The organism is Nocardioides marmoribigeumensis (assembly GCF_031458325.1).
GTDB lineage: Bacteria > Actinomycetota > Actinomycetes > Propionibacteriales > Nocardioidaceae > Marmoricola_A > Marmoricola_A marmoribigeumensis.
In genome coordinates this window covers 4,244,472-4,265,447 of record NZ_JAVDYG010000001.1, presented here as the reverse complement: position 1 = coordinate 4,265,447, position 20,976 = coordinate 4,244,472, and the positions used below count along the sequence as shown (strand labels likewise).

At 72.7% G+C, this 20,976-nt stretch carries 20 protein-coding genes; 10 read left to right on the top strand and 10 right to left on the bottom strand.

The window, feature by feature from the left end; translation table 11 throughout:
* Positions 1 to 3: 3 nt before the first annotated feature.
* The 8 genes from rapZ to J2S63_RS20385 all read left to right on the top strand — a co-directional run bounded on the left by rapZ (position 4) and on the right by J2S63_RS20385 (position 6,806).
* On the top strand, positions 4 to 903 hold the full coding sequence (gene rapZ, locus J2S63_RS20420; RefSeq protein WP_310306214.1) for an RNase adapter RapZ: 900 nt from the start codon (positions 4 to 6) through the stop codon (positions 901 to 903).
* The gene (locus J2S63_RS20415) at positions 900 to 1,865 is read left to right on the top strand and encodes a gluconeogenesis factor YvcK family protein (protein ID WP_310306213.1); all 966 of its coding nucleotides are present in this window, start codon (positions 900 to 902) and stop codon (positions 1,863 to 1,865) included. The genes rapZ and J2S63_RS20415 overlap by 4 nt, the downstream gene beginning before the upstream one ends.
* Positions 1,866 to 1,977: 112 nt before the next feature.
* Complete coding sequence (gene whiA / locus J2S63_RS20410) at positions 1,978 to 2,961, top strand: DNA-binding protein WhiA (protein WP_310306211.1); 984 nt, start codon at positions 1,978 to 1,980, stop codon at positions 2,959 to 2,961.
* Positions 2,962 to 3,113: 152 nt separating this feature from the next.
* Positions 3,114 to 4,109: a type I glyceraldehyde-3-phosphate dehydrogenase gene (gap, locus tag J2S63_RS20405; RefSeq protein WP_310306210.1), complete on the top strand. Its 996-nt coding sequence runs from the start codon at positions 3,114 to 3,116 to the stop codon at positions 4,107 to 4,109.
* A gap of 4 nt (positions 4,110 to 4,113) precedes the next feature.
* The gene (locus tag J2S63_RS20400; protein ID WP_310306208.1) at positions 4,114 to 5,307 is read left to right on the top strand and encodes a phosphoglycerate kinase; all 1,194 of its coding nucleotides are present in this window, start codon (positions 4,114 to 4,116) and stop codon (positions 5,305 to 5,307) included.
* Between the two features lie 3 nt (positions 5,308 to 5,310).
* Positions 5,311 to 6,102: a triose-phosphate isomerase gene (gene tpiA, locus J2S63_RS20395; protein ID WP_310306207.1), complete on the top strand. Its 792-nt coding sequence runs from the start codon at positions 5,311 to 5,313 to the stop codon at positions 6,100 to 6,102.
* 15 nt (positions 6,103 to 6,117) lie between these two features.
* A complete protein-coding gene (gene secG / locus J2S63_RS20390) occupies positions 6,118 to 6,366 on the top strand; it encodes a preprotein translocase subunit SecG (RefSeq protein WP_310306205.1) in 249 nt (82 codons plus the stop codon).
* 77 nt (positions 6,367 to 6,443) lie between these two features.
* Positions 6,444 to 6,806: an RNA polymerase-binding protein RbpA gene (locus J2S63_RS20385; RefSeq protein ID WP_310306203.1), complete on the top strand. Its 363-nt coding sequence runs from the start codon at positions 6,444 to 6,446 to the stop codon at positions 6,804 to 6,806.
* On the opposite strand, the gene J2S63_RS20380 is transcribed toward J2S63_RS20385, so the two are convergent.
* The 7 genes from J2S63_RS20380 to tkt all read right to left on the bottom strand — a co-directional run bounded on the left by J2S63_RS20380 (position 6,803) and on the right by tkt (position 16,507).
* Complete coding sequence (locus tag J2S63_RS20380) at positions 6,803 to 8,206, bottom strand: ArnT family glycosyltransferase (protein WP_310306201.1); 1,404 nt, start codon at positions 8,204 to 8,206, stop codon at positions 6,803 to 6,805. The genes J2S63_RS20385 and J2S63_RS20380 overlap by 4 nt on opposite strands.
* Positions 8,207 to 8,223: 17 nt before the next feature.
* Positions 8,224 to 8,937, bottom strand: a complete 714-nt coding sequence (pgl, locus tag J2S63_RS20375) for a 6-phosphogluconolactonase (RefSeq protein WP_310306199.1) — start codon at positions 8,935 to 8,937, stop codon at positions 8,224 to 8,226.
* On the bottom strand, positions 8,934 to 9,965 hold the full coding sequence (locus J2S63_RS20370; RefSeq protein ID WP_310306197.1) for a glucose-6-phosphate dehydrogenase assembly protein OpcA: 1,032 nt from the start codon (positions 9,963 to 9,965) through the stop codon (positions 8,934 to 8,936). Before J2S63_RS20370 ends, pgl begins: the two co-directional genes overlap by 4 nt.
* The gene (gene zwf, locus J2S63_RS20365) at positions 9,962 to 11,482 is read right to left on the bottom strand and encodes a glucose-6-phosphate dehydrogenase (RefSeq protein ID WP_310306196.1); all 1,521 of its coding nucleotides are present in this window, start codon (positions 11,480 to 11,482) and stop codon (positions 9,962 to 9,964) included. Before zwf ends, J2S63_RS20370 begins: the two co-directional genes overlap by 4 nt.
* Positions 11,479 to 13,122 (bottom strand): phosphoglucose isomerase-related protein, encoded by a 1,644-nt coding sequence (locus J2S63_RS20360; protein WP_310306194.1) that lies wholly within the window; start codon positions 13,120 to 13,122, stop codon positions 11,479 to 11,481. The genes zwf and J2S63_RS20360 overlap by 4 nt, the downstream gene beginning before the upstream one ends.
* Complete coding sequence (tal, locus tag J2S63_RS20355) at positions 13,119 to 14,270, bottom strand: transaldolase (protein WP_310306192.1); 1,152 nt, start codon at positions 14,268 to 14,270, stop codon at positions 13,119 to 13,121. Before tal ends, J2S63_RS20360 begins: the two co-directional genes overlap by 4 nt.
* Before the next feature lie 65 nt (positions 14,271 to 14,335).
* Complete coding sequence (tkt, locus tag J2S63_RS20350; protein ID WP_310306190.1) at positions 14,336 to 16,507, bottom strand: transketolase; 2,172 nt, start codon at positions 16,505 to 16,507, stop codon at positions 14,336 to 14,338.
* 68 nt (positions 16,508 to 16,575) lie between these two features.
* Here tkt and J2S63_RS20345 point away from each other — a divergent pair, with 68 nt between their 5' ends.
* Positions 16,576 to 17,553, top strand: a complete 978-nt coding sequence (locus J2S63_RS20345; RefSeq protein ID WP_310306188.1) for a heme o synthase — start codon at positions 16,576 to 16,578, stop codon at positions 17,551 to 17,553.
* Positions 17,554 to 17,587: 34 nt separating this feature from the next.
* Positions 17,588 to 18,220, top strand: coding sequence for a DUF2625 family protein (locus J2S63_RS20340; protein ID WP_310306186.1), 633 nt, complete (start codon positions 17,588 to 17,590; stop codon positions 18,218 to 18,220).
* On the opposite strand, the gene J2S63_RS20335 is transcribed toward J2S63_RS20340, so the two are convergent.
* From J2S63_RS20335 to J2S63_RS20325, 3 genes are read right to left on the bottom strand one after another with little or no spacing between them, the layout of a single operon-like run.
* Positions 18,202 to 19,143, bottom strand: a complete 942-nt coding sequence (locus tag J2S63_RS20335) for a COX15/CtaA family protein (protein ID WP_310306184.1) — start codon at positions 19,141 to 19,143, stop codon at positions 18,202 to 18,204. The two genes, J2S63_RS20340 and J2S63_RS20335, sit on opposite strands and share 19 nt — an antisense overlap.
* Positions 19,134 to 19,925 carry an ABC transporter permease gene (locus J2S63_RS20330; RefSeq protein ID WP_310306182.1) on the bottom strand — a complete coding sequence of 264 codons (792 nt, stop codon included), beginning with the start codon at positions 19,923 to 19,925 and terminating at the stop codon, positions 19,134 to 19,136. Before J2S63_RS20330 ends, J2S63_RS20335 begins: the two co-directional genes overlap by 10 nt.
* Positions 19,922 to 20,878 carry an ABC transporter ATP-binding protein gene (locus tag J2S63_RS20325; protein ID WP_310306180.1) on the bottom strand — a complete coding sequence of 319 codons (957 nt, stop codon included), beginning with the start codon at positions 20,876 to 20,878 and terminating at the stop codon, positions 19,922 to 19,924. Before J2S63_RS20325 ends, J2S63_RS20330 begins: the two co-directional genes overlap by 4 nt.
* Positions 20,879 to 20,976 lie beyond the last annotated feature (98 nt).

Sequence of the window (20,976 nt, the reverse complement as noted above, 5' to 3'; positions counted from 1 at the left end):
GGCATGGAGCAGGCGGGGGCCCTGAGCCTCGACGACGAGACGGCCCGCAGCGGCGAGCTGGTGGTCGTCACCGGCATGACCGGCGCGGGGCGCTCCACGGCCGCCAAGGAGCTGGAGGACCTCGGCTACTTCGTCGTGGACAACCTGCCCCCGGCGCTGCTGCCCGACGTGGTGCGCATGGTCGACGACCTCCACGGCTCCGACATGTCGATCGCCGTCGTCGTCGACGTGCGGTCCGGCTCGTTCTTCGACTCGTTGCGCGAGATGCTCACCCACGGCTCGCTCGCGCGACGAGCGACGCTGCTGTTCCTCGAGGCCAACGACGACGTGCTCGTCCGGCGCCAGGAGGCCGCGCGGCGGCCCCACCCGCTCCAGGCCGGTGGCCGGCTGCTCGACGGCCTGCGGCGTGAGCGCCAGGCGCTGGCCGACCTGCGTGGCGACGCCGACCTGGTCCTCGACACCACCAACCTCAACCCCCACCAGCTCACCGCGCGGATCGCGCAGGAGTTCGGCACGGTCCGCACCACCTCGCTCAAGGTGACGGTGGTCAGCTTCGGGTTCAAGTACGGCATCCCGGTCGACGCCGACTACGTCGCTGACATGCGCTTCCTGCCCAACCCCTTCTGGGTCCCGGCGCTGCGGCCGCACAACGGCACCGACCAGCCCGTCGCCGACTACGTCAAGTCGCGTGAGGGCGCCGAGGAGTTCCTCGAGCGGTTCGTGCCGCTGCTGCGCGGGGTCGGGGAGGGCTACCTCCGCGAGGGCAAGCGCTTCATGACGGTGGCGATCGGCTGCACGGGCGGCAAGCACCGCTCGGTCGCGATGGCCGAGGAGGTCTCCGGGCGGCTGCGTGACCTCGGCGTCGACGCGCGCGCCGACCACCGCGACCTGGGGCGGGAGTGACCGCCCTCGGACGGCACGCCGTCGACGACCGCCTCGACCTCAAGGTGGTCGCCCTCGGCGGTGGCCACGGGCTGGCGGCCTCCCTCTCCGGGCTGAGGCGTGTGGTCAAGGACCTCACCGCCGTGGTGACGGTGGCCGACAACGGCGGCTCCTCCGGGCGTCTGCGCGAGGAGTTCCAGTGCCTCCCGCCCGGCGACCTCCGCATGGCGCTGGCCGCCCTGTGCGACGACGACGACTGGGGCCGCACCTGGGCCGACGTCCTGCAGTACCGCTTCGCGACCCGGGGCCAGATGGACGAGCACGCGGTGGGCAACCTGCTCATCGTCGCGCTGTGGGAGCTGCTGTCCGACCACGTCGGCGGCCTCGACCTCGTCGGCCGGCTGCTCCAGGCCCAGGGGCGGGTCCTGCCGATGGCCGAGACCCCGCTCGACATCACCGCCGAGGTCGAGCTGCCCGACGGCCGGCGCGCGCAGGTGCGCGGCCAGGTCGAGGTCGCGACGACCGAGGGCCGGCTGCTCGAGGTGGCCCTCGACCCCGCCGACCCCGCGCCGTGCGGCGAGGCGCTGACCGCCATCGGCGAGGCCGACTGGGTGGTGCTGGGGCCGGGTTCGTGGTTCACCAGCGTCATCCCTCACCTGCTCGTGCCCGACCTCCGGGCGGCGCTGGAGCAGACGACCGCCCGCCGCATGGTGGTGCTCAACCTCGCGCCGCAGACGGGGGAGACGACCGGGTTCACGCCCGAGCGTCACCTCGAAACCCTGTCCCACCACGCCCCCGGGATGCGCCTCGACATCGTCCTCGCCGACCCCTCGACGGTCTCCGACGAGGCCGCGCTGCAGGCCGCCTGCGAGGTCGTCGGGGCGCGACTGGTGCTGGCCGACGTCGCCTCCGAGGACGGGTCCGCGCGCCACGACGTGACCAAGCTGGCGGTGGCCTATGCCGGAGCGTTGGCGACCACGTAGGGTGAGCCCGGTTCCAGGGTCAGGCAGTGGCCCGGATGCCCCACCACCCAACGGCCTTCGGGAGCTGGCCGGCCCGGGATGGGGCAAGGTCGGGCATGGCAGGATCGGGAGCATGGCGATGACAGCACAGGTCAAGGCGGAGCTCGTCAGCACCCACGTCACCAAGACGTGCTGTCGCAAGGCCGAGGTCTCCTCGATGCTGCGCTTCGCCGGTGGGCTCCACATCGTCAACGGTCAGATCGTGATCGAGGCCGACCTCGACTCCGGCGCGACCGCACGGCGTCTCCGCAAGGACATCGCCGAGATCTACGGCCACCAGTCCGAGCTCGCCATGGTCCAGGGCCACGGCATCCGCAAGAGCAGCCGCTACCTCGTGCGCGTGGTCAAGGACGGCGAGGCCCTCGCGCGCCAGACCGGCCTGATCGACGGTCGCGGCCGGCCGGTGCGCGGACTGCCGCCGCAGGTCGTCTCCGGCGGCAGCTGCGACGCCGTCGCCGCCTGGCGGGGTGCGTTCCTGGCCCACGGCTCCCTCACCGAGCCCGGTCGCTCGTCGGCGCTCGAGGTGACCTGCCCGGGTCCCGAGGCGGCCCTCGCGCTGGTCGGCGCGGCCCGCCGTCTCGACATCTCGGCCAAGTCCCGCGAGGTCCGCGGGGTCGACCGGGTCGTGATCCGCGACGGCGACGCGATCGCCGCGCTGCTGACCCGTCTCGGCGCCCACGAGTCCCTCATGGCCTGGGAGGAGCGGCGCATGCGGCGCGAGGTCCGCGCCACCGCCAACCGCCTGGCCAACTTCGACGACGCCAACCTGCGCCGCTCGGCCCGTGCGGCTGTCGCCGCGGGCGCACGCGTGTCCCGGGCGCTGGAGATCCTGGCCGAGGAGGTCCCCGACCACCTCAAGCAGGCCGGCCAGCTGCGCCTGGAGCACAAGCAGGCCTCCCTCGAGGAGCTCGGCCAGCTGCACGAGCCGGTGCTCACCAAGGACGCGATCGCCGGGCGCATCCGTCGCCTGCTGGCGATGGCCGACAAGCGCGCGCAGGACCTCGGCATCCCCGACACCGAGGCCAGCCTGACCCCCGACATGCTCGCCGACGACTGAGCCCCGGCGGCGCTGTCCGCCGTACGGACCGGTAGCCCCGGCGCGGCATGACCCGCTCCGCACGGGGGCGATAGGGTCGTCTGACGGGGCCTGACCCTGGCCCTCCCCAGGACCGACGAACCCTGACGAACCCTGATGAAGGAGTCCTTCTCGTGACCGTCCGCGTAGGCATCAACGGTTTCGGCCGCATCGGCCGCAACTTCTTCCGGGCCGTGCAGGCCTCCGGCGCCGACATCGAGATCGTGGCCGCCAACGACCTCGGCGATCTGGCGACCATGGCGCACCTGCTCAAGTACGACACCATCCTGGGCCGCTTCCCCGCCGACGTCTCCGTCGTCGACGGCGGCATCCAGTACGGCGACAAGACCCTCAAGATCCTGGCCGAGCGCGAGCCCTCGGCCCTGCCCTGGGGCGACCTCGGGGTCGACGTCGTCGTGGAGTCGACCGGCTTCTTCACCGACGCGACCAAGGCCAAGGCCCACGTCGACGGCGGCGCCAAGAAGGTCATCATCTCGGCGCCCGCCAAGAACGAGGACATCACCGTGGTGATGGGCGTCAACCACGAGGACTACGACGCCTCGAAGCACACGATCATCTCCAACGCGTCGTGCACCACCAACTGCCTGGCGCCGATGGCCAAGGCGCTCAACGACGAGTTCGGCATCGTCAAGGGCCTCATGACGACCATCCACGCCTACACCCAGGACCAGAACCTGCAGGACGCCCCGCACAGCGACCTGCGTCGCGCCCGTGCCGCCGCGATCAACATCGTCCCGACCTCGACCGGTGCGGCCAAGGCGATCGGCCTGGTGCTGCCCGAGCTCAAGGGCAAGCTCGACGGCTACGCGCTGCGCGTGCCGACCCCGACCGGCTCCGCCACCGACCTCACCTTCGAGGCCGGCCGTGAGACCTCGGTCGAGGAGGTCAACGCCGCGGTCAAGGCCGCGGCCGACGGCAAGTTCCTGCGCTACAACGAGGACCCGATCGTCTCCAGCGACATCGTGACCGACCCGGCGTCGTGCATCTTCGACGCGCCGCTGACCAAGGTGATCGGCAACCAGGTCAAGGTCGTCGGCTGGTACGACAACGAGTGGGGCTACTCCAACCGCCTGGTCGACCTGATCGTCCACGTCGGCGCCGGCCTCTGACCGCGTGAGCACCATCGACGACCTGGGGGACCTGCGCGGCAAGCGCGTCCTGGTCCGCTCGGACCTCAACGTGCCCCTCGACGGGAGCACGATCACCGACGACGGACGCATCCGCGCGAGCCTGCCGACCCTGCAGCGGCTGCTCGACGCGGGTGCCCGGGTCGTCGTGGCCGCTCACCTCGGGCGTCCCAAGGGCGCCCCGGAGGACAGGTACTCCCTGCGTCCGGTCGCCGAGCGGCTCGGCGAGCTGCTCGGGCTCGACGTGGCCTTCGCCGCCGACACCGTGGGGGAGTCCGCGCGCAGCACGGTCGAGGGCCTCGGCGACGGGCAGCTCGCCCTCCTCGAGAACGTCCGCTTCAACCCGGGCGAGACCAGCAAGGACGAGACCGAGCGCCGCGCGTTCGCCCAGCAGCTCGCGGCCCTCGCCGACGCCTTCGTCTCCGACGGCTTCGGTGTCGTGCACCGCAAGCAGGCCAGCGTGTACGACGTCGCGCAGCTCCTGCCGCACGCGATGGGCGGCCTGGTGGCGACCGAGATCGACGTGCTGCGCCGGCTGACCGAGGACCCCGAGCGGCCCTACGCCGTGGTTCTCGGTGGCTCCAAGGTCTCCGACAAGCTCGGGGTCATCGACAACCTGCTCGGCAAGGCCGACAAGCTGCTCATCGGCGGCGGCATGGTCTTCACCTTCCTCAAGGCGCAGGGCCACGAGGTCGGCACGAGCCTGCTCGAGGAGGACCAGCTCGACGTGTGCCGCGACTACCTCCGCCGCGCGGAGGAGTCCGGGGTCGAGATCGTCCTGCCGACCGACGTCGTGGTCGCCCCGGAGTTCAAGGCCGACGCCCCCGCCACGGTCGTCGCGGCCGACGCGATCCCCTCGGACCAGATGGGCCTCGACATCGGACCCGAGTCGGGCAAGGCGTTCGCCGCCGCGCTGGCCGACGCCCGCACCGTCTTCTGGAACGGCCCGATGGGCGTCTTCGAGTTCCCGGCCTTCGCCGGCGGGACCCGGGCCGTGGCCCAGGCGCTCACCGAGATCGACGGGCTGTCGGTCGTGGGCGGCGGGGACTCCGCGGCCGCCGTACGCACGCTCGGCTTCGACGAGAAGGCCTTCGGCCACATCTCCACCGGCGGTGGCGCCAGCCTGGAGTACCTCGAGGGCAAGCCCCTCCCCGGCATCGACGTCCTGCAGGAGGACTGACCCATGGCATCGCGCACCCCCCTCATGGCCGGCAACTGGAAGATGAACCTCAACCACCAGGAGGCCGTCGTCCTGGTGCAGAAGCTGGCCTGGACGCTGTCGGACAAGCACCACGACTTCGCCAAGGCGGAGGTCGCGGTGATCCCGCCGTTCACCGACCTGCGCAGCGTGCAGACCCTGGTCGACGGCGACAAGCTGCAGATCAAGTACGGCGCACAGGACGTCTCCACGCACGACTCGGGGGCCTACACCGGCGAGATCTCCGCCGGGATGCTCGCCAAGCTCGGCTGCTCCTACGTCGTGGTGGGCCACTCCGAGCGCCGGCAGTACCACGCGGAGTCCGACGCCGAGGTGCACGCCAAGGCCCAGAAGACGGTCGAGGCCGGCATGACCCCGATCGTGTGTGTCGGCGAGGGCCTCGAGGTGCGCAAGGAGGGGCGCCAGGTCGAGTTCACCCTCGAGCAGGTCGACGGCTCCCTCGGCGACTTCACGCCCGAGCAGGTCGCTGCGCTGGTCATCGCCTACGAGCCGGTGTGGGCCATCGGCACCGGCGAGGTCGCCACGCCCGACGACGCCCAGGAGGTCTGCGCGGCCATCCGCGCGCGCGTGGCCGAGCGGTGGGGCGAGGCTGCGGGCGAGTCCGTGCGCGTGCTCTACGGCGGCTCGGTCAAGGCGGGCAACATCGCCGGGATCATGGCCAAGCGCGACGTGGACGGTGCGCTGGTCGGCGGGGCGAGCCTCGAGGCGGACGAGTTCGGCGGCGTGTGCCGCTTCTACGACATGCCGACCCTCTGACGTAGAGTTTCCCCCGTGATCACCGCTCTGACCGTTCTGCTCATCATGACGAGCCTCCTGATGATCCTGCTGATCCTGCTCCACAAGGGCCGGGGCGGCGGACTCTCCGACATGTTCGGTGGCGGAGTGTCGAGCGGCCTCGGAGGGTCCTCGGTTGCCGAACGCAACCTCGACCGCATCACGGTCGGCGCTGGGATGCTCTGGTTCGTCTGCGTCGTGGGCCTCGGGCTCCTGATGAAGTTCAAGTACGGCGGCAGCAACTAGGCCCAGCACCACCCCATCTCTCGCGGTGCCCCCGGACGGGGACGGCGCCGCTCATCTACCCCCCAAGGAGGGCCGCCGTGGCAGTCGGTGGTGGCAACGCGATCCGCGGAAGTCGGGTCGGAGCAGGACCCATGGGCGAGGCGGAGCGCGGCGAGTCCGCTCCCCGGCAGCGCGTGATCTTCTTCTGTGCCCACGAGCACCGCTTCGAGGTGGCCTTCGCCGCCGAGGCCGTCGTGCCGGAGTCGTGGGACTGCCCGCGGTGCGGGCTGCCGGCGAGCATGGACCAGGAGAACCCGCCCCCGCCGCCGAAGATCGAGCCCTACAAGACCCACCTCGCCTACGTGAAGGAGCGCCGCTCCGACCAGGAGGCCTCCGACATCCTCGACGAGGCGCTCAAGTCGCTGCGTGACCGTCGCAAGCGCGGAGAGATCATCTTCTAGTCCAGGTGCCGGAGCCTGGGCCACAGGGTGGCCCAGGCTTCGGTGCGTCCGCGGCAGACCGACACCGGGACGCCCTGCTCCTCGTTGTCGACGCCGACCCCGTTGTCGAGCCGCCGGACGACCCGGCAGGTGTCGAACGAGCCCTCCAGCGCCCGCACAGCGTGCCCGACCACGACGACGGTCCGGGCGTCCTCGGGCGGTGGCGGCAGCAGGCCCAGCGCGTTGTGACCGGAGTACGCCGGCGGGAGACCGAGCGCGGGCCCGAGGCGGTCGACCGCCCCGGCCTCGCCGTAGTTGCCGGTGAGCACGACCGCGGACGGGTCGCCGGCCTCGTCCCAGACCTGCGCGACCTGCTCGACGTACGCCGGCCAGCCGACCTGGTCGGCGGCGACGACGTTCATCGCGGGGATCGGCGTGCGGGCGAGCAGCGCCACCGGCAGCACCGGCAGGCCGATGAGGCACGAGACGACGGCGTTGGCCACCAGGGCCCGGCGGCGCGCGAGACGTCCGGACGCGCAGCCCGCGGCGAACAGCACGCACAGCATCGTGACCGGGTAGTGCGGCTGCGCCCCGGAGACGAACGTGAAGACCACCACCAGGGCCGCAGCGACGACGACCCACCGGGTGTCGGTGGTCTGCCAGGCCACCCGCACCCCGCGGAGCACCGACGCGACGAGGAAGGGGCCGACCGCGGCGACCAGCACCACCGGCAGCAGGATCCGGGTGTCGGTGGCGTTGTTGTCGGACAGGGCGCGGCCCATGGCGAGCTGGGGCCAGTCGTGACGGGCCTGCCAGACCAGGTTGGGCACGGCGAGGAGCGCCCCGAGGCCGGCGCCCGACCACAGCCAGACGGACCTGAGCGCCGTGCGGTGGAAGGCGACCAGGCCGAGCACGAGGCCCAGCACGACGACGGGGAGCAGCAGCCGGTTGTAGGTCGACAGGCCGGCCAGCAGCCCCGCGACCAGCCACCAGCGCGGGTCGCGCCGCAGGGCCAGCAGCGCGGTGAGCACGACCGCCAGGGTGACCGGGTGGTCGAAGGTCGAGGTGAGGCTCACGTGGCCGAGCAGGACCGGGAAGCCCGCGAACGCGCCACCCCACGCCGCGACGCGCTGCGCCCGCACGTCGCCACCGAGGGCGGCGGTGATGCCCGCCAGCAGGAGGGCGGCGACGACGCCGGCGAGGGTCGCGGCCGTCCTCACCATCCACGGCTGGTCGACGAGGCCCGCGAGCGTGCGGACGAGCCACGGCGTGAACGGCGGCTGGTCGACGTACCCCCAGGCGCGCGGGAGCATCCGGAAGTAGAGCTCGTCGCGGTGCCAGCCGTAGCCGGCGCTCAGCACGGTCAGCACGACAGCGAGCGTCAGGGCGGCCGGCCAGGCCGCACGGAGGGTGGTGCGCACCCGGCCAGCATGCCCTCTCAGAGCAGGGAGGCCGCGCCTTCGTCGAGGTACCAGCGCGTCTCGTCGACGCCCCGGGCGAGACCGGCCGGCAGCGCGGGCGGGTCGTCGTGCACCGAGCCGCGGACGGCCTCTGCCTTCTCCTCGCCCGCGGCCACGAACCAGACCCGGGAGGCCCGGCACAGCAGGTCCATCGACAGCGAGATGCGCGCCGGCGGCGGCTTGGGGGAGTCGGCCTCGGCGACGACGAGCGCGTCGGGGTGCGTGTGGCCGGGGAACAGCGAGGCCACGTGGCCGTCGGGGCCGATGCCGAGCATGACGAGGTCGAAGGCCGGCTCGGAGCGTTCGGCGAGGAGCTCCTCGACGACGCCGGAGTAGGTCGCCGCGCCGGCCTCCAGGCCGACGCCGTCGTCGGGGCTGGGCATCCGGTGGACCGTGCCGACCGGCACGTGGGAGAGCAGGTCCTCCCGCGCCTGGCCGTCGTTGCGCTCGTCGTCGTCGAGCGGCACGAACCGCTCGTCGCCCCACAGCACGGTGACGGCGGCCCAGTCGACCCCGACACCACGGGCCGCGATCGCGCGGTGCAGGTCGCGGGAGATCGAGCCGCCGGTGAGGACGATCCGGGAGCCGCCCGGCTGCGAGGTGGTCCCACGCAGCAGCGCCACCACGTCGTCGGCCATCGCCGCCGCGAGCGAGGTGCGGTCGGGGTGTCGGCGCAGGTCGGGACCGGTCACGACTTCCTCGCCGCCTTCTTGGCCGTGCGGCCCGCGGCCGCCTTCGTGGACGCCGGCGCCTTCTTGGCGGTGGTCTTCCTGGCTGTGCCCTTCGTGGCCGCTGCCTTGCGCGCGGTGCTGCCGGCCATGCGGTGCAGGCGCTTGGCGGTCGCGGCGTAGATGTCGTCGGGGTCGAGGCGTCGCAGCTCCTCCGACAGCAGGTCGGGCACGTCGCGCCGGGGGAGAGCGACCGGGCGGTCGGGCTGGCCGGGGACGGTGAGCGTCGCGTGGACGCCGTCACCCCGGGTGATCGCGATCTCGCCGGTCCTGGTGACCAGGCGCACGCAGGTGATGCCGGGCCCGTCGGAGACCGTGCGCTCCACCGGCGCCTTGAGCCGGTCGGCCAGCCAGGCGCCCAGCAGGTCGGCGCTGGGACTGATGCGCTCGCCGGTGATCTCGATGCGGGTCACGCGCCCCGGGGCCTGGTCCAGCGCGGCGGCGAGCAGGGCGCGCCAGCGCGTGATGCGGGTCCAGGCGAGGTCGGTGTTGCCGTCGACGTACGACGAGCACTGGGTGAGCATCGCCTGCTGGCGTCCGCGCGGGACCTGGGCGGCGTCGGTGATGCGGCGTTTGGCGAGCCTGCCGATCGGGTCGGCGGCCGGGTCGGCGGGGGCGTCGGTGGGCCACCAGACGACCACGGGCGAGTCGGGCAGCAGGAGGGGCAGGACCACCGACTCGGCGTGGCCGGTGACCGCGCCGGACAGCCGGATCAGCGCCAGCTCACCCGGCGTGCCGGTGCCGGACCGGATCTCGGCGTCGATGCGCGAGGACCCCCGCCCGCTGCCGACCACGACGGCGAGGATGCGTGAGGGGTGCTCGCGCGCGGCCGACCCGGCGGCCTTCATCGCCTCCTCGGCGTCCTTCTCGGGCACGACGACGACCAGGGTCATCACCATCCCCATCGCGGGCGACCCGGCGTTGCGGCGTGCCCTGACCAGCGCGGAGGCGATGGCGTTGGCGCTGGTGTCCTCCAGGGTGATCGTGCTCATGGTCGCCTCCAGGTGCGGCCCTCGCGGGCCAGCATGTCGTCGGCCGACTTCGGTCCCCACGTGCCGGCCGCGTAGGGGTCGGGCTTGCCGTGCTCGGCCCAGTGCTCCTCGATCGGGTCGAGGATGCGCCACGAGGCCTCGACCTCCTCGTGGCGTGGAAACAGCGGGGGGTCGCCGAGCAGCACGTCGAGGATGAGCCGCTCGTAGGCCTCGGGGGACGCCTCGGTGAACGAGCCGCCGTAGGCGAAGTCCATGTTGACGTCGCGGATCTCCATCGCGGTGCCCGGCACCTTGGCGCCGAAGCGCAGGGTCACGCCCTCGTCGGGCTGGACCCGGATCACCAGCGCGTTGTGCGAGAGGTCCTCGGTCGCGGCCGGACCGAACGGCAGGTGCGGTGCCTGCTTGAACGACACCGCCACCTCGGTGACCCGGCGCCCGAGGCGCTTGCCCGTGCGGAGGTAGAACGGCACCCCGGACCAGCGCCGGTTGTCGATGCCGAGCCGGATCGCGGCGTAGGTCTCTGTGCGCGAGCCCGGGGGGATGTCCTGCTCCTGGTGGTAGCCGGGCACCTTGACCCCGCCGGACCAGCCCTCGGAGTACTGCCCCCGGGCGGTGCCCTGGTCGATGCGCGTGGGCAGCGTGACGGCCTCCAGCACCTTGAGCTTCTCCAGCCGCAGGCTGCGTGACTCGAACGACGTCGGCTCCTCCATGGCGGTGAGCGCCATCAGCTGGAGGAGGTGGTTCTGGATCACGTCGCGCGCGGCGCCGATGCCGTCGTAGTAGCCCGCACGACCGCCGATGCCGCCGTCCTCGGCCATCGTGATCTGCACGTGGTCGACGTAGTTGGAGTTCCAGATCGGCTCGAACATCGCGTTGGCGAACCGCATCGCCAGGATGTTCTGCACCGTCTCCTTGCCGAGGTAGTGGTCGATGCGGAAGACCGACTCGGGCGGGAAGACGTCGGCGAGCACCGCGTTGAGCTCGCGGGCGCTCTCGAGGTCGTGGCCGAAGGGCTTCTCCACCACCACGCGGCGCCAGGCGTCACCCTGGCCCTCGGTGAGGCCGTGCTCCTTGAGCTGACCGATCACGTTGCCGAAGAACCGCGGCGGGATCGAGAGGTAGAACGCGTGGTTGCCGCCGGTGCCCCGCAGCCGGTCGAGGTCCTCGATCGTCTGCTTGAGCTGGGCGAACGCGAGGTCGTCGTCGAAGTCGCCCGGCACGAACCGGAAGCCCTCCGACAGCTGGGCCCAGGTGGCCTCACGGAACTCGGTGCGGGCGTGCTCGCGCACCGCGTCGTGGACGACCTTGGCGAAGTCCTGGTCGGCCCAGTCGCGACGCGCGAAGCCGACCAGCGAGAAGCCGGGCGGCAGCAGGCCACGGTTGGCCAGGTCGTAGATCGCCGGCATCAGCTTCTTGCGCGCCAGGTCGCCGGTCACACCGAACAGCACCATGCCGCACGGTCCCGCGACGCGGGGCAGCCGCCGGTCCTGCGGGTCCCGGAGCGGGTTGTCGATCACGCTGTGGCCCCACCCTCGAGCGCCCGGCGTATGGCGGCCAGCCCGGTCTGTGGGTCGGTCACGTGCAGCCGCAGCACCGGCCGGCCGTGGTCGGCCAGCACCGACGCGTCGCCGGCAGCCTGGGCACTGATGAGGGTGGCGAAGCCGAACTCGCGGCCCGGGATCGGGACGTCGCACGACGGGGTGCCCGTGACCTGGAGGTAGACCCCGGTCGCGGGCCCGCCCTTGTGCAGCTGGCCGGTCGAGTGGAGGAAGCGCGGACCCCAGCCGAAGGTCACCGGACGCTCGGTGCGCAGCGCGAGCACGCGGCGTACGCCGGCCAGGTCGGCGTGGGCGAGCCGGTCGAGGTAGGCCATCACCGCGACGTAGCCGCGGTCCGGGTCGAGCTGGGTGAGCAGCCCGGCGACGGCCTGCTCGAGCGTGGCGGCGTCACCCAGCCAGTCACCGCGACCGCCGAGGGCGCGGACCTCCACGCCCTGGTCGACGAACGCGGGCTCGGTGTCGTCCGGCGTGCCCTCGAGCATCTCGCGGGCCGCGACCTTGGCGCTCTCGACGTCGGGCTGGTCGAACGGGTTGATGCCCAGCAGCCGGCCGGCAGCCGCGGTCGCGACCTCCCAGAGCAGCATCTGGGCGCCGAGGGGCCCGGAGACGACGATCTCGGCACGCTCGGTGTCCCTGTCGGCGGCGATCGGCTCGGCGTCCTCGGCGACCAGGCGGGCCACGGTCACGTCGCCCGCGGGCCACTGCACCTCGGGGTCGTCGGTGCCCGCCACCACGACGGGGAGGATGCCGGTGCCACGCTTGCCGGTGCTCTCGGCGATGAGCTGCTCGGCCCAGTCGGCGAAGCCGACCAGCGGGGAGCCGTCGTCGACGATCGCGAGCTTGTCGCGCAGCGGGTCGGTGCCGCCGATCGCCGCGCCGAGGACCAGGCCGGGGTTGGCCTCGTCGTCGGTCGACAGGGCGGGGGTGGCCGCTGCCGCGTCCTCGAGGAGACGACCGATGTCGGCCCCGGCGAGCCCGCACGGCACGAGGCCGAAGGCCGTGAGCGCGGAGTAGCGGCCGCCGACGTCGGGGTCGGCGTTGACCACGCGGTAGCCGTCGGCGCGCGAGGACTCGTCGAGCGGGCTGCCCGGGTCGGTGACGACCACGATGCGCTCGGTCGGCGCGATGCCGGCCTCCTCGAAGGCCGCCACGAACGCCCGGCGCTGGGAGTCGGTCTCGACGGTCGAGCCGGACTTGGACGACACGACCACGACCGTGCGGTCGATGCGGTCGGTGAGTGCGGAGCGGACCTGGTCGGGGTCGCTGGAGTCGACGACGGTCAGCTCGACGCCGTCGGTCGCGCAGATGACCTCGGGCGCCAGGGAGGAGCCGCCCATGCCGCACAGCACGACGTGGTCGACGCCCTGGGCGCTCAACTGCGCACGCAGCGCCGTGATCTCCGGGACGAGCGACTGCGAGGCGTGGGCCAGCTGCACCCACGAGAGACGCTTGCCGGCCTCCTCCTCGGCGTCGTGGCCCCACAGCGTGGCGTCCTGGGCGAAGAGCTGCGAGGCGAACCGGTCGGTGACCAGGTCGGGCACGTGCCGGCGCACGGCGTCTGCGGCCGGCCCGGTCGCGCTCACGCGCAGGTGGCTCACGAGTCGGAGTCCTCGCGGGAGGCGTCCATCTGACCCTTGACGGTCTCGACCAGCTCGTCCCACGAGGCCACGAACTTGTCGACACCCTCCTGCTCGAGCGTGGCGATCACGTCGTCGTAGTCCACGCCGACCTTCTCCAGGCCGGCCATCACGTCGTGGGCGTCGGCGTAGCTCCCGCGCACCGTGTCGCCGCGCACCTCGCCGTGGTCGGCGAAGGCGTTCATCGTCTTCTCCGGCATCGTGTTGACGGTGCCGGAGGTGACCAGCTCGGCGACGTAGAGCGTGTCGGAGTAGTCCTCGTTCTTCACCCCGGTCGACGCCCACAGCGGACGCTGGGGCCGCGCGCCGTGCTCGGCGAGGGCGGCGAAGCGGTCGCTGGCGAAGACCTGCTCGAACCGCTCGTAGGCGAGCCGGGCGTTGGCCACCGCCGCCCTGCCCCGGAGCGCGAGCGCGTCGTCGCCACCGATGGCCTCGAGCCGCTTGTCGATCTCGGAGTCCACGCGGGAGACGAAGAAGGAGGCCACCGAGTGGATCGTGGAGAGGTCGATGCCCTGCGACCGGGCCTGCTCGAGACCCGCGAGGTAGGCGTCCATCACCTCGTCGTAGCGGGCCAGGCCGAAGATCAGCGTCACGTTGACCGAGATGCCCTCGCCGAGCGTCGCGGTGATCGCCGGCAGACCCTCGGTCGTGGCCGGGATCTTGATGAACAGGTTGGGGCGGTCGACCTTGCGCCACAGCTGCGTGGCCTGCTCGATCGTCGCCTCGGTGTCGAAGGCCAGCCCCGGGGCCACCTCGATCGACACGCGGCCGTCGACCCCGTCGGTGCGGTCGAAGACCTCACGCATCACGTCGCAGGCGTTGCGGACGTCGTCGGTGGTCACCTCGGTGATCACGTCGTCCACACCGGCGCCGCCGCGGGTCAGGCCGGCGACCTGGTCGTCGTACCTCTCACCCTCGGCGAGCGCCGAGGCGAAGATGCTGGGGTTGGTGGTGACCCCCACGACGTGCTTGTCGCGCATGAGCTCGGCGAGGTTGCCGGTCTCGAGCCGCTCGCGGGAGAGGTCGTCGAGCCAGATGGAGACGCCTGCGTCTGACAGGGCCCCCAGCCGGTCCGACCCACTCGTGGTCTGGTCGTTCTGCGAAGTCATGGAACTTCCCTCCTGTTGGGGTCGGCGTACCCGTCGCGGTGGACGCTGCAAACGTCAGTGGACGGTCACGGGTGGGCGTTGCGAGCCGACTCGATGCTGTCCTTGGCGGCGGCCGCGACGGCCTCCGCGGTGATGCCGAACTCGGCGTAGAGACGCTGGTAGGCGGCGCTGGCGCCGAAGTGCTCGAGCGAGACGCACCGGCCGTGGTCGCCGACGATCTCGCGCCAGCCCTGTGCCACGCCCGCCTCGACGCTGACCCGCGCCTTGACCGTGGGCGGCAGGACCGTGTCCTTGTAGGCGGCGTCCTGGCGGTCGAACCACTCGCGACTCGGCATCGACACGACACGGGCCTTGATGCCGTCGGCGGCGAGCAGCTCACGGGCCGCGACCGCGACCTGGACCTCGGAGCCGGTGCCGACCAGCAGCACGTCGGCCTCGCCCTCGGCGTCGAGCAGGACGTAGGCCCCGCGGGAGGCGCTGTCGGCCGAGCCCCAGGACGTGCCGTCGTCCTGCTGGCCGCGGGGGAAGGTCGGGACGTCCTGACGGGTGAGGCAGAGCCCGGTCGGGCCGTGGGGGTTCTCCAGGATCGTGCGCCAGGCGACGGCGGTCTCGTTGGCGTCGGCGGGGCGTACGACGTCCAGGCCCGGGATCGCGCGCAGGGCGGCGAGGTGCTCGACGGGCTGGTGGGTCGGGCCGTCCTCGCCGAGACCGATCGAGTCGTGGGTCCAGACGTAGGTGACCGGCGCCTGCATGACGGCCGCGAGCCGCACCGCGGGCCGCATGTAGTCGGAGAAGACGAGGAACGTCCCGCCGTAGACCCGGGTCCCGCCGTGCAGGGCGATGCCGTTCATGATCGCGCCCATGGCGTGCTCGCGGATGCCGAAGTGCAGCGTGCGGCCGTACCGGTCGCCGGGGAACTGCTCGGTCGCGTGCCCCGACGGGATGAAGGACGGCTCGCCCTTCATCGTGGTGTTGTTGGAGCCGGCGAGGTCGGCCGAGCCGCCCCACAGCTCGGGCAGCACCGGCGCGAGCGCGTTGAGCACCTCGCCGGACGCCTTGCGGGTCGCGACCCCCTTCTCGTCGGCGTCGAAGGCGGGCAGCACGTCCTTCCAGCCGGCGGGCAGCTCGCGGCCGCGCAGCCGGTGCAGGAGCGCGGCCCGCTCCGGGGCGGCCTCGGCCCACGCGGCGTAGCGCTCGTCCCAGGCGGCACCCGCCGCCGCGCCACGCTCGCGCAGCGACCGGGTGTGCTCGAGCACGTCGTCGTCGACCTGGAAGGTGCGGTCGGGGTCGAACCCGAGGATCTCCTTGGTCGCCCGCACCTCGTCCTCGCCGAGGGCGGACCCGTGTGAGGAGCCGGTGCCCTGCGCGTGGGGGGCGGGCCAGGCGATGATCGTGCGCAGGTTGATGAAGCTGGGGCGACCGGTCTCGGCCTTGGCCCTCTCGATGGCGCGGTGGAGGGCCGGGACGTCCTCCTCGTAGTGGTCGCCGCCGTTGGTCCAGTCGACGTCCTGCACGTGCCAGCCGTAGGCCTTGTAGCGGGCGGAGACGTCCTCGCTGAACGCGATCGAGGTGTCGTCCTCGATCGAGATCTTGTTGTCGTCGTAGATGACGACGAGGTTGCCGAGCTGCTGGTGACCGGCGAGGGAGGAGGCCTCGGCGGTGACGCCCTCCTGCATGTCGCCGTCGCTGCAGAGCACGTAGACGTGATGGTCGAAGAGGCTCTCACCGACCGCCGGCTCGGGGTCGAGCAGACCGCGCTCGCGTCGCGCGGCCATCGCCATGCCGACGGCGGTCGCGAGGCCCTGGCCCAGAGGGCCGGTCGTGGTCTCGACCCCGGCGGTGTGGTGCACCTCGGGGTGCCCCGGGGTCTTGCTGCCCCAGGTGCGCAGCGCCTTGAGGTCCTCCAGCTCGAGGCCGAAGCCGCCGAGGAAGAGCTGGTTGTAGAGGGTGAGGCTGGTGTGGCCGCACGAGAGGACGAAGCGGTCGCGCGCGATCCAGTCGGGGTCGGCCGGGTCGTGGCGCATGACCTTCTGGAACAGGAGGTAGGCGACCGGCGCCAGGCTCATCGCCGTGCCCGGGTGGCCGTTGCCGACCTTCTGGACGGCATCCATCGACAGGGCGCGGACGGTGTCGACCGCCCTGCGGTCGAGGTCGGTCCACTCCAGCTTGCTCACGGGGTTCCTCTCGTCGTACGGCGGTGTCTCGACCCTACCGAGGTGGAGTGAGCAGATGCACATCCACTCGGATCGCCCAGAAGGGCACGTGGAGGCGGTGCCCGACGAGCGCGACCACTACACTTCCCGACGTGACGGCCCTCGATCCCCAACCCGGTGCACGGGCCTCCGCGACCGCGCGGGACGGGCACACCGACTACTCCGACCGCCTCGGTCGCGCCTCCACGCGCGACGTCCTCGCGGCGTACGTCGGCCTCACCAAGCCGCGCATCATCGAGCTGCTGCTGCTCACCACCGTTCCGGTGATGTTCCTCGCCGCACGCGGTGTGCCCGACGTGTGGCTCGTCATCGCGACCGTCGTGGGCGGCACGCTCTCTGCCGGCAGCGCCAACGTGCTCAACTGCGTCTACGACCGCGACATCGACGAGCGCATGCGCCGCACCCGCCGTCGTGCCCTGCCGCGCCACGCGGTCACCCCGCGCGCGGCCCTCGTCTTCGGCCTCGTGCTCGGCGTCGTCTCGACGCTCCTGCTGGGCCTGGCCGTCAACTGGCTCTCCTCGGGCCTCGCGCTCGCGGCCAACGTCTTCTACGTCGTCGGCTACACCATGCTGCTCAAGCGGCGCACGAGCCAGAACATCGTGTGGGGCGGCGCCGCCGGCTGCTTCCCGGCGCTCATCGGCTGGACCGCGGTCACCGGCTCGCTGGCCTGGGCCCCCGTCGTCCTCTTCCTGGTGGTCTTCTTCTGGACCCCGCCGCACTTCTGGGCGCTGGCCCTGCGCTACCGCGAGGACTACGCCGCCGCCGACGTCCCGATGCTCCCCTCGGTGGCCCCGGCGGCCGAGGTCGGCAACCAGATCCTCGCCTACGCCGTCGTGACCGTGGCGACCTCGGTCGCCCTGTGGCCGGTGGCCGGCACGGGCTGGCTCTACCCCGTCGCCGCCGGAGTGCTCGGCGCGGTCTTCGTGGCCGAGTCGTGGGGCCTGCGGCAACGGGCGCAGCGCACCGACAACGTGGTGGAGATCAAGCCGATGCGGCTCTTCCACTGGTCCAACATGTACCTGTCGCTGCTCTTCCTCGCGGTCGCGCTCGACCCGCTGCTGGGCCGCTGAGACCTCACGCCCCGCAGGCGTAGTCGGAGATCTGTTGAAGCTCGGTCCTCGCACCACCAGGTTGCTCTCGATCGCCTCGGACGCGTCCGGGCCCGCCACACCCGCCGTGCGCCTCGACGGCGGGCCCGTGGCCGAGGAGCTGGGCGCGCTGCTGGTGGCGCGCAACGGGTTCTACGCCTTCGAGTCCGCTCTCCACGTCTTCGGGTCCGGCCCGTCGGTGACGGGCGGGTCGCTGGAGGAGTGGAACGCCGAGCACGGGTGGAGAGTGGCCTACGGCGAGCTGGCCGAGGGGCTCCTCTTCTTCGCCGAGGACGTGTTCGGCGTCCAGTTCGCCCTGCGAGGAGACCGTGTCGTGACCTTCGATCCCGAGACGGGGGACGTCGGGGCGATGGGCACGAGCATCGAGGACTGGGCCGACCAGCTGCTGTCCGACTACCGCGAGCTCACCGGCTACCCGGTCGCTCATGACTGGCAGTCCCGACACGGGACGCTCGTGCCGGGGACACGTCTGGTCCCCAAGCGACCGTTCGTCCTCGGCGGTGCGTTCGACGTGGCGAACCTCTACGCCCTGGACGCCACGGAAGGCATGCGCGTGCGCGGCGATCTCGCCGCGCAGCTCCGGGACCTGCCGGACGGGGCGCAGGTGCGCTACGAGGTCAGGGGCTGACCGGGCTGGTGACGTGAGGGCTCGGCGGCCCGGGTCTCCACGAGCGCCCAGGTCATCGCCGCCGCCACGACGGCGGAGCCGAGCAGGTGCACGGCCACGACCAGCACCGGCAGCCCGGTGAAGTACTGCACGAAGCCGACCAGCCCCTGCGCGAGCTCGACGGCGAGCAGGGCCTTGGCCGCACGGACGGCCTGGGGTCGTGCGCGGGTGGCGAGCAACGCGAGCAGGAGACCGACCGTGAGGCCGACGAGCAGGAACACCAGGTCGGCGTGCAGCTGGCTCATGCCGCGCGGGTCCAGCCCGTTGCGGGGTGAGCTGGCGTCGCCGGCGTGGGGGCCGGACCCGGTCACCACGGTGCCGACGTAGAGCACGGCCCAGCCGGCGGCGTACGTCAGCGCGGCGAGCCGCGCCAGGGCCGGGGGTACGGCGCGCACGCGCGGCCGGTCCTCGTCGTACACGCGGCGCAGGAGGAGCACCGCGACGGAGATCATCGCCATCGACAGCAGCAGGTGGCCCGCCACGACCCACGGGTTGAGGTCGACCAGCACCGTGATGCCGCCGAGCAGGGCCTGGGCGGGCACGCCCAGCGCGAGGAGCACGGCGAGCCGCAGCGGGCCGCGCCGGCCGACGCGGTAGGCCACGACGAAGGTCGCCACGGCCACCGCGGCGAGCACGAAGGTGAGCGTGCGGTTCCCGAACTCGATCGCGGAGTGGTAGCTCAGCGCCTGGTGCGGGGTGAACGCCTCGTCGGTGCAGCGCGGCCAGGTCGGGCAGCCGAGTCCGCTGCCGGTCAGCCGCACGACGCCGCCGGTGACGACGATGCCGATGTTGGCGACCAGGGACGCCCAGGCGGCCAGGCGCAGGCGGGCCCAGGCCGCGACCCCGGCGTCGGGCTCGACGGGCGCGGAGGTGGTCAGTCCCACGAGAACGTCCTCGCCGTGAGCAGGGTGCCGAGCGCGGCCCAGGCGACCAGCACCAGGCAGGGGGTCAGCGGGAAGGTCCCGACGAGCAGCGACTCGCGCAGGCCGCCGCCGAGCGCGCCGGACGGCAGCCAGCGGACGACGTGCTGGCCGTGGCCGTAGACCGAGGCCGGCAGGACGACCGCGCCGCCGGCGGCGAGGAGGAGGTAGATCAGGTTGGCCACGGCCAGGGTCGCCTCGGCGCGCAGCGTGCCGGCGATGAGGAGGCCCAGCGAGGCGAAGGCCGCGACGCCCAGGATCGCCGTCGCGAGCGCACCGGCCACGCCGCGCAGGGTGACGGCCGGGTCCCAGTCGAGCGCCAGCGCGAAGCCGCCGAGCACGACGACCTGGCCGACGAGCACCGCGAGCAGCGCTCCGACCTTGCCCAGCAGGAGCCCGTGGCGGGGGAGCGGGGAGGCACCGAGCCGCTTCAGGACGGCGTACCTGCGCTCGAAGGCGGTCGTGATCGCGACCGAGGTGAAGGAGGTCGACATGATCGCCAGGGCCAGCACCCCCGGCGCGAGGGTGTCGATGGCGGTGTGGGACAGCGAGAGGTTCTGGCGCTCGATCGCGGCCACGCCGCCGACCAGCACGAGCACCGGGATCGCGAGGGCCAGCAGCAGCTGCTCGCCGTTGCGCAGCATCAGCCGCGCCTCCATGCGCGCCTGCGCCAGCACCTGGCGGCCCAGCGGAGCCGACCCGGGGGCGGGCGCGAAGGTCCCTGTCGCACGGGGGGTGGCCGTCACTCCTCGAACTCCCGTCCGGTCAGCTGGAGGAAGACGTCCTCCAGGGTGCGCTGGCCCATCGCCAGCGCGTCGGGCTCGACGTCGCGCCGCTCGCACCAGGTGGCGACGACGCCCAGCGCCTTGGCGTCCACCGCGCCGCTGACCAGCAGCGTGTGGCCGTCGACCAGGTGCACCTCGCCGAGCGAGCCGAGGTCGGCGCCGAGGGTCTGCTCGGCGTCCGCGGGCAGGGGGGCGACGGCCGTCAGCCGCAGCGTGCGCTCGCCGGCACCGCGGACCAGCTCGGCCGGGGAGCCGCTGGCGATGAGACGTCCGCGGTCGATGATGTGGACCTGGTCGGCGAGGCGCTCGGCCTCGTCGAGGTAGTGGGTGGTGAGCACCGTGGTGACCCCGTCGCCCCGGACCTCCTCGAGCAGCTCCCAGGTGTCGCGGCGCGCCTGCGGGTCCATGCCCGCGGTCGGCTCGTCGACGAAGAGCAGCTCGGGCCGGCCGACCAGCGCCATGGCGAGGGACAGCCGCTGCTTCTGGCCCCCGGAGAGCCTGCGGTAGGCCGTGCGGCCGCAGTCGTCGAGCCCCAGACGTTCGACGAGCAGCTCGACGGGCAGCGGGTGGGCGTGCAGCGAGGCGACGTGGCGGAGCATCTCCACTGCGCGGACGCCGGTCCAGGCACCACCGGTCTGCAGCATCACGCCGATGCGGGGGAGCAGCTCCTGCCGGTCGGCCACCGGGTCGAGGCCCAGGACACGGACGGTGCCCTCCTGGGGCCGGCGGAAGCCCTCGCAGGTCTCCAGGGTCGTCGTCTTCCCGGCGCCGTTGGGCCCGAGCACCGCGGTGATGGTCCCGCGCTCGACGGTCAGGTCGAGGTGGTCGACGGCCGTCTTGGCGCCGTACCTCATCACCAGCCCGCGGATGTCGACGGCAGACGTCGACGCGGGGGAGGAGGGGGTGGACGGCACGACCCCCAGTCTAGGAGCGCCCACGGCCCCGCCCGCCGGACCTGGATGACGAACGGGTCACACGTCGCGGGGCGACTAAGGGGACCCTTACTTGAAGG